Genomic DNA, 7,313 nt, shown 5'->3' on the forward strand with positions numbered 1-7,313 from the left:
GATCTGATTCTGCAACTGTCAATAATTGTCCCTGAAGCCCTGGCCCTGCGCTGGGGCTTCTGCGTTTCCGGGACCCCTACACCGATCGACCACCGTGCGACCAGGCCCACGATCCTCGCCGTGAGGCGACAGGGGCCGGCACATCCATTCCTGGGCGGAAACTGGCCTGGGTCCATGACCCCGGCCAATGTGCCTATCCAGCGGTGGTGATCGGCCTTCTACGCCCGTGCACCCTTACCGGACCCATTCGCAGAGCCAGCCGGGCTGCGGTGGCGGGCACCCTTAGCGTCAGAACCCTCGAGGCGACCATGCAACTCACTGCCAACTTCAGCCTGGCCGAGTTGACGGTCACTGGCCGCAACATGCCGAACGTCCCGAACGAGGCGGAGGTCGCCAGCCTCCGTTCGTTGGCCGAGATGATCCTGCAGCCGCTCCGCGATGCGCTCGGAAAGCCTGTCCGCGTGAACTCGGCGTTCCGGTCCGAAGCGGTGAACCGAACGGTCGGTGGCACGGCCACGAGCCAGCACCGGATGGGGCAGGCCGCAGACATTCAAGTGCCCGGCATGACCTCGGTGGAGCTGGCGAAGAAGATCGTTGCGCTGGGCCTGCCATTTGACCAGGTGATTGAGGAGTTCGGCAGCTGGGTCCACGTGTCCTATGGGCCGCGGCATCGCCGGCAGCAGTTGACTGCGGTGAAGCGCTCCGGAAAGACTGTCTACGTGCAGGGGATCCAGTGAGCGAGCCAGTGTGCACCCTGAAGACCATCGTCGGCACCTTCACCGCCGCCGTGGTCGCCCCGGCTACGGCTGATGCGCTTCGCGCTGCCGAGCGGATGATCCTGGGCGTGCCCCAGTCCGTGCTGCTGGTGGCGATCGCCGGCGCCCTGATTGGTGTGCTGCTGCTGCCAGAGAAGGACGCGGATCGGGTGGCCGCCGATTCCAGCCGCACACGCGGCCACCGTTGGTTCCAGACGGCGACGCGCCTTCTGGCACTCGGCGTGGCCGTTTTGTCCTACGCCATCGTGGCTGCCTGGCTCATCGCCGTGGCGGCGACCTGGTTCCCGTCTCTGGCCGGCGCGCCGCAGTTGCCGCTGGCCGGCCTGTCTGGCGTGGTCATCCGCCGAATGCTGCCGGGCTACCTGAAGGTGGTCGAGCGCATCACCGGCAACATCGGAGGCGAGAAGCCATGAGCGTGCTGCTTCGATTGGCAACGGCCCTGTGGGGCCTCATCGTCGGCGCGATCGCCGATGCTGTGGAATGGCTGCGTAAGCCTGGCAGCAAGATCAAAGTGGTGTGCGCGGTGCTGGCCTTCGGGTTCATGGTTGCCGGGCTCTCTGCGTATGAGAAGGAGCAGCGGATCCAGGATTTGAGCGCGCAGGTGGTGAAGGTGCGCGCTGACTGGAAAGCCGATACCGCTCGTTTGCAGTCCGACGTGGAGGAGCGTGATGCCCGCCTCGCCGAAGTGGCTGAGACGCTCCGGGCCGAGGCGCAGAAGCTGGAAGCCCTGAAGGCCGAGAGCGCCGCCGCGCTGAACGGCTTGGCTGGGAAGATTGAGGCGGCCGAGAAGGACGCCACCACCTGGCGCGAGCGATACCAGAAGCGGCCGGACAGCTGTCAGGCCGCACTTGAGCTACTGGACTCGGCTTGTCCGGGCCTGATGGGGTACTGACATGCGCATCCTTCTGACCGCTTCGGTGCTGGCGCTGGGCGCGTGCCAGTCGTCACCGCCCAAGCCCAGCCCGCCGGCCCCGGCCGTCATCAAGGTGCCGGTGGCCACCTATGTCCCCATCGACGCCGCGCTAACCAAGCGCTGCAGCTGGGTGCGCGATAGCAAACCTTCGGCCGTGTTCGATGTGAGCAACGGCCGCAAGCGCTGCCTGGAGCGCTACGAGGCGCAGTTCGATGCCATCGAGCAGGTGCAGGGCAAGCCCGGCGCCGGCGCTCTTTGAAGCTGCACCACCAGGTCCACGCCTTCTCCCCGGCGTGGATGAGGTAATAGAGCCCCTCGGCAGCAATGGCGATGTCTTCGATGCAAATCATTCGGTCGGTTCTCCTGAGTCGTTATACCGGTGTGTTCCGAAATGCATCGCCCGGCGGGTTCTCTTTGTTGCAGATGTGGCAGTCCGCCCAATTGCCGTTCTACTTGCGGAATTTCCGCCCGACCTATGGCCAAGAAAACTCCCATCCAGGCGCCGCCGCTGACGCTTAAACAGCAGCGCTTCGTCCACGAGTACCTCAAGGACCAGAACGGGACGCAGGCGGCCATCCGCACCGGCTACAGCGAGAAGACCGCCAAGCAGCAGGGCTCCCGGCTGCTGACTGATCCGCGCGTGCTTGCCGCTGTGCAGGCCGGACAGAAGAAGGTGGCCAGGAAGGCGGAGGTGACCGTTGAAAGCCTGATGGCCGAGCTGGAGCAGGCAAGGAAGCTGGCGCTGAAGGAGAAGCAGGCGAGCGCCGCAGTGACCGCAACGATGGGCAAGGGGAAGCTGGCCGGCCTGCTGGTGGAGAAGCACCGCCATTCCGGCGCCGTGGGCACCTACAACCTGAAAGACCTCTCGGACAATGACCTCGACCGCCTTGAACAGATCCTCGGTCCGCTTGCCGACGCTGGCGGAGATCCGAGCGGAGCGGGCGAGGCGGGCGACTGAGCGCGAGCGAGACCGAATTGCGGAGAACGTGGAGGGAATCAGGGCACGATCCCAGTCGCTGGAGGGCTTCATCCTTGAGCACTGGCACATCCTGGAGCCAACACGGCCGCTGAAGTTTGGCTGGGCCCTTCGCGCTATGTGCAGGCACCTGGAGGCGGTTACCGAGGGCCGCATCCAGTTCCTGCTGATGACCGTGCCCCCGGGCATGATGAAGTCGCTGCTGATGGTGTTCTGGACGGCGTGGGAGTGGGGGCCGGTTGGCCGCCCGGACCTGCAGACGCTGGCCACCTCCTACAGCCAGCCCAACGTGCTGCGCGACAACCTGAAACTGCGGCGCCTCATCGAGAGCGACCAGTACCAGGCGGCGTGGCCGCTGAAGCTGCGCGGCGACCAGAACGCCAAAGGCAAGTTCGAGAACACTGGGAACGGCTTCAGCGAGGCCAGGCCCTTCAGTTCAATGACCGGTGGCCGCGGCGACCGGGTGAAGGTCGACGATCCGCACTCGACCGAGACGGCCGAGAGTGACGCTGAGCGCAAGACCGCTGTCCGGATCTTCCGCGAGGGCATCACCGACCGCCTCAACGACATCACATCGTCGGCCATGGTCATCATCATGCAGCGCCTGCACCAGCAGGACGTTGCAGCGGTGGCGATGGAACTGGATCTCGGGTTCGTCCATCTGAACCTGCCGATGGAGTTCGAAGCGGAGCGGATCGACAAGGACGGCAAGAAGTCCGGCGGCCCGTGCCGCACCTACGTGGATGGGAAGCCGTTCTTCGAAGATCCCCGCACGGATGAGGGCGAGCTGCTGTTCCCGGAGCGCTTCCCGCGCGCCGAGGTCGACAGGCTGAAGCGGGCGAAGGGCTCCTATGCATGGGCCGGCCAGTACCAGCAGCGGCCGACGCCGCGCGACGGCGGCAAGTTCAAGCGGGAATGGTTCGAGGTGGTGGAGGTGGCGCCGGCGATCGCATCGGCGCGCAAGGTCCGGCGCTGGGACTTCGCCGCTACGGACCCGAAGGAGAAGAACAGCAGCGACCCCGACTACACGGTCGGCCTGCTGCTGGGTGAAAGCCACGGCATCTACTACGTGCTGGACGTTGTGCGCGACCAGGTGTCGCCCGTCGGCGTGGAGCGGATGCTGAAGAACACCGCGCTGCGGGATGGGAAGGCGATCAAGGTTCGCATCCCGCAGGATCCTGGCGCCGCCGGCAAGAGCAACGCCGCGCACCAGGTGAAGCTGCTGGCCGGCTGGGACGTGAAGTCCGCGCTGGAATCCGGATCGAAGGAGGTCCGGGCAACACCGGTCGAGGCTCAGGCCGAGGCCGGGAACATCAAGCTGGTGAGTGGCCCATGGGTGGCGGCGTTCTTGGACGAGATCGCCGAGTTCCCCAACGCCAAGCACGACGACCAGGTGGACGCGCTTTCCGGTGCCTTCGCTGAGCTGGTCACCGGCAGCACCTACAACTTGGGGAACGCGCTCTGATGGGCAAGCTCGCACAAATCAAAGACGGGCTGGTCAATCTGGTGGCCAACCTGGGCACGCCTCGCGATAAGGCAGCAGCGTCGTTCTACGGCCTGCCGCTGTTGTCGGAGGCTGATGCCACCAACGCCTACCGCGGCACTTGGCTGGCGCGGAAGGTGATCGATATCCCAGCGATGGACAGCTGCCGGAAGTGGCGCGGCTGGAGCGCCGACCAGGCGCAGATCAGCGCGATCGAGTTGGAGGAGAAGCGGCTGGGCCTGCAGCAAAAGGTGCTGGAGGCGCTCATCCGCGCCCGCCTCGCCGGCGGAGCGGCGCTCTACATCGGCACCGGGCAGTCCGACCCGATGCAGCCGCTGAAGCCGGAGTCGATCAGCAAGGGCGGGATAAAGCACATCAACGTCCTGTCCAAGCGCGTACTCCAAGCGGGTGAGCTGGACCGCGATCCCGAGTCGCCTGGCTATGGCCGGCCGGCGTACTACAACCTCAGCAGCGGTACCGCGGGCCAGTTGCGGATCCATCCGTCGCGCCTGGTCATCCTGCAGGGCGCCACGAAGCCGGATCCGGAGCTGGATACCGGCGACGGCTGGGGCGATTCGGTGCTGCTGGCGATCAGCAAGGCCATCAAGGACGCCGACAGCACTGCCGGGAACATCGCCTCGCTGGTGTTCGAGGCGAAGGTCGACGTCATCAAGATTCCGAACTTCATGTCGATGCTTTCGGATCCGGCTTACGAAGAGCAGATGCTCAAGCGTATGCAGCTGGCCATGATGGCCAAGGGCATCAATGGCGCTCTGTTGCTGGATGCCGAGGAAGACTACGAGCAGAAGCAAGCCCAGTTCGGCGGCCTCACTGACCTGATGATGGCCTTCATGCAACTCACCTCGGGTGCGTCGGATATCCCGATGACCCGGCTCCTGGGCCAGTCGCCGGGCGGCATGAATGCCAGCGGCGAAAGCGACCTGCGCAACTACTACGACCGGATCAGCTCTGGCCAGGAGCTGGTGCTCGGCCCGTCTCTGCAGGTGCTCGATGAGTGCCTGATCCGCTCCGCACTGGGCAGTCGCCCGGAAGAGGTGTTCTACAACTGGCGCAGCTTGTGGCAGACGACCGACACGGAGCGGGCGACCATCGGCAAGACCACCGCCGACACGATCAAGACCATCGCCGACACTCGCCTCATCCCCGAGGACGTGATGTCGGTGGTGGCGGTGAACATGCTCACCGAGGCCGGGGTTGCGCCGGGCCTTGAAGCTGAGATGCAGGACTACGCGACGACGGCTCCGGCCGATGATGACGAAGGCGAGGATGGCTCGCCGGCTGCGGCACGCGCGGCTGAGCTTGGCGATGCCTCTCCACGATCGCTGTACGTCAGCCGGAAGGTGGTCAACGCCAGCGAGATCGAGGCTTGGGCGCGGGAGCAGGGCATCACCGGCTTGGCCGATAACCTGCACGTGACCGTGGCTTACTCGCGTCAAGCCTTCGACTGGATCAAGGCCGGCAACGCAAACGAGTGGGGCAGCGATAGCAAAGACCAGCTGGTTATCCCCGAAGGCGGCCCGCGCGCGGTTGAACCGCTGGGTGGCATGTCTGCGGTGATCCTGTTCGCATCGTCGCAGCTGTGCTGGCGGCACGAGAGCATCATCCGCGCCGGCGGATCGCACGACTACCCGGACTACACGCCGCACATCAGCCTGACCAAGGCGCCTATCGATCTCACCAAGGTCGAGCCGTACCGCGGCCGCATCGTGCTGGGCCCGGAAATCTTCGAAGAGATCCGAGAGGACTGACCCATGTACCTGATCGACAGTGTCCCGGTGTCGGCCGTCCGCCGCACTGCGGACGGCTACCTCGTGGCCGATGCATTCGTCGCGCGCACCGGCATCCAGACCTATCTGGGGGAGGAGCTGGGCCGCCCGGACCTCTTGAACGTGCGGCTCTACCGGCCGCCGGAGGAGGTTTTCTCCGACGCAACGCTGCGCAGCTTCGCGCATCGGCCGATGACCAACGACCACCCGCCCGAGCAGGTGAACGCTCAGAACTGGAAGAAGTACGCCGTCGGCCAGACCGGCGATGAGGTCGTGCACGACAAGAACCGCGTGCGAGTCCCGCTGGTGCTGATGGACCAGGACGCGATCGCCGACTACGAGGCCGGCAAGCGCGAGCTGTCGCAGGGCTACTCATCCGAGATTGACTGGGTCGACGGTGTAACCCCCGAAGGCGAGCCGTACGACGCGGTCCAGCGAAACATCCGCAACAACCACCTCGCCCTGGTCAAGCACGGCCGGGCCGGCTCTCAGTTTCGCATCGGGGATGGGCGCACCCCCGGTGCACCGGATCCAAGCGCCCATCCACAACCGCAGGAGAACCACATGAGCGACAAGACCATCTTGGTCGATGGGCTGTCCGTCGTCACCAACGACGCCGGCGCCCAGGCGATCAGCAAGCTGCAGGCGCAGCTCAAGGACGCGCAGACCGCTGCCGGTACCGCCGACGCAGCGCACCAGACCACCATTGCGGCCAAGGATGCTGCCATCGCCAAGGTCGAAGCCGAGCGCGACGACCTGAAGGCCAAGGTCCTGAGCGATGCCGACCTGGACAAGCGCGTGCAGGAGCGCGGCGACCTCATCGGTAAGGCGAAGGCCGTGCACGATGCCGATTACAGCGGCAAGACCGACGCGGAGGTTCGCAAGATCGCCGTGGTCGCCAAGCTCGGCGACGCCGCGGTGGTCGGCAAGCCCGATGCCTACATCGAGGCCCGCTTCGACATCCTGGCCGACGGCGCCAAGCCGCGCGACCCCGTCACGCAGGCACTGCGCGATGGCGCCACGCCCCATCGCCAGAACGTGCAGGACAACGGCTATGCCGCGTCCGTGTCCGGCCTGGACTACCGCACCGCCGGCCAGAAGGAGGCCTAAGCCATGGCACTGCAGAACAACTATCCGGATATCCAGCCCGTCGCCATTGCCGGCGCCCCGGCCACCATGCTGCCGGCGACTGACATCTCCCGAACCATCGAAGGTGCCGCCGTCACGTTCGGCAAGGCCGTCGAGCAGGGCGCCACCGACAAGTCCGCGAAGGCCTTCGCGGGCGGCAAGTATGTCGGCATCGCGCTGCTCGACCGCTCGGCCGCCGGCCTGCCGGTTGCTGCCGGCCCGGGCACCGGCCGCGCGGTCGATGCGGTGG

General features: G+C 66.0%; 9 protein-coding genes. All 9 read left to right on the top strand.

Annotated features, from left to right (window positions below):
• The first annotated feature begins 308 nt into the window (after positions 1-308).
• Positions 309-737, top strand: a complete 429-nt coding sequence (locus QMX81_RS06245; RefSeq protein WP_282259711.1) for a D-Ala-D-Ala carboxypeptidase family metallohydrolase — start codon at positions 309-311, stop codon at positions 735-737.
• On the top strand, positions 734-1,189 hold the full coding sequence (locus tag QMX81_RS06250) for a hypothetical protein (RefSeq protein ID WP_282259714.1): 456 nt from the start codon (positions 734-736) through the stop codon (positions 1,187-1,189). The genes QMX81_RS06245 and QMX81_RS06250 overlap by 4 nt, the downstream gene beginning before the upstream one ends.
• On the top strand, positions 1,186-1,668 hold the full coding sequence (locus QMX81_RS06255; protein ID WP_282259716.1) for a hypothetical protein: 483 nt from the start codon (positions 1,186-1,188) through the stop codon (positions 1,666-1,668). The genes QMX81_RS06250 and QMX81_RS06255 overlap by 4 nt, the downstream gene beginning before the upstream one ends.
• A 1-nt stretch (position 1,669) precedes the next feature.
• Complete coding sequence (locus QMX81_RS06260) at positions 1,670-1,948, top strand: hypothetical protein (RefSeq protein WP_282259718.1); 279 nt, start codon at positions 1,670-1,672, stop codon at positions 1,946-1,948.
• 216 nt (positions 1,949-2,164) lie between these two features.
• The gene (locus tag QMX81_RS06265) at positions 2,165-2,647 is read left to right on the top strand and encodes a terminase small subunit (protein WP_282259720.1); all 483 of its coding nucleotides are present in this window, start codon (positions 2,165-2,167) and stop codon (positions 2,645-2,647) included.
• Entirely contained in the window at positions 2,562-4,130 is a 1,569-nt protein-coding gene (gene terL, locus QMX81_RS06270) for a phage terminase large subunit (protein WP_282259721.1), read from the top strand. The genes QMX81_RS06265 and terL overlap by 86 nt, the downstream gene beginning before the upstream one ends.
• Complete coding sequence (locus QMX81_RS06275; RefSeq protein WP_282259722.1) at positions 4,130-5,917, top strand: phage portal protein; 1,788 nt, start codon at positions 4,130-4,132, stop codon at positions 5,915-5,917. The genes terL and QMX81_RS06275 overlap by 1 nt, the downstream gene beginning before the upstream one ends.
• 3 nt (positions 5,918-5,920) lie before the next feature.
• Positions 5,921-7,045 (top strand): DUF2213 domain-containing protein, encoded by a 1,125-nt coding sequence (locus tag QMX81_RS06280; protein ID WP_121042014.1) that lies wholly within the window; start codon positions 5,921-5,923, stop codon positions 7,043-7,045.
• Positions 7,046-7,048: 3 nt separating this feature from the next.
• On the top strand, positions 7,049-7,313 hold a 265-nt coding region (locus QMX81_RS06285), incomplete at its 3' end, for a hypothetical protein (RefSeq protein WP_282259725.1).

Origin of the sequence: Stenotrophomonas sp. PS02301 (assembly GCF_029959485.1) — a bacterium.
In the GTDB taxonomy this organism is placed as follows: Bacteria; Pseudomonadota; Gammaproteobacteria; order Xanthomonadales; family Xanthomonadaceae; genus Stenotrophomonas; species Stenotrophomonas maltophilia_Z.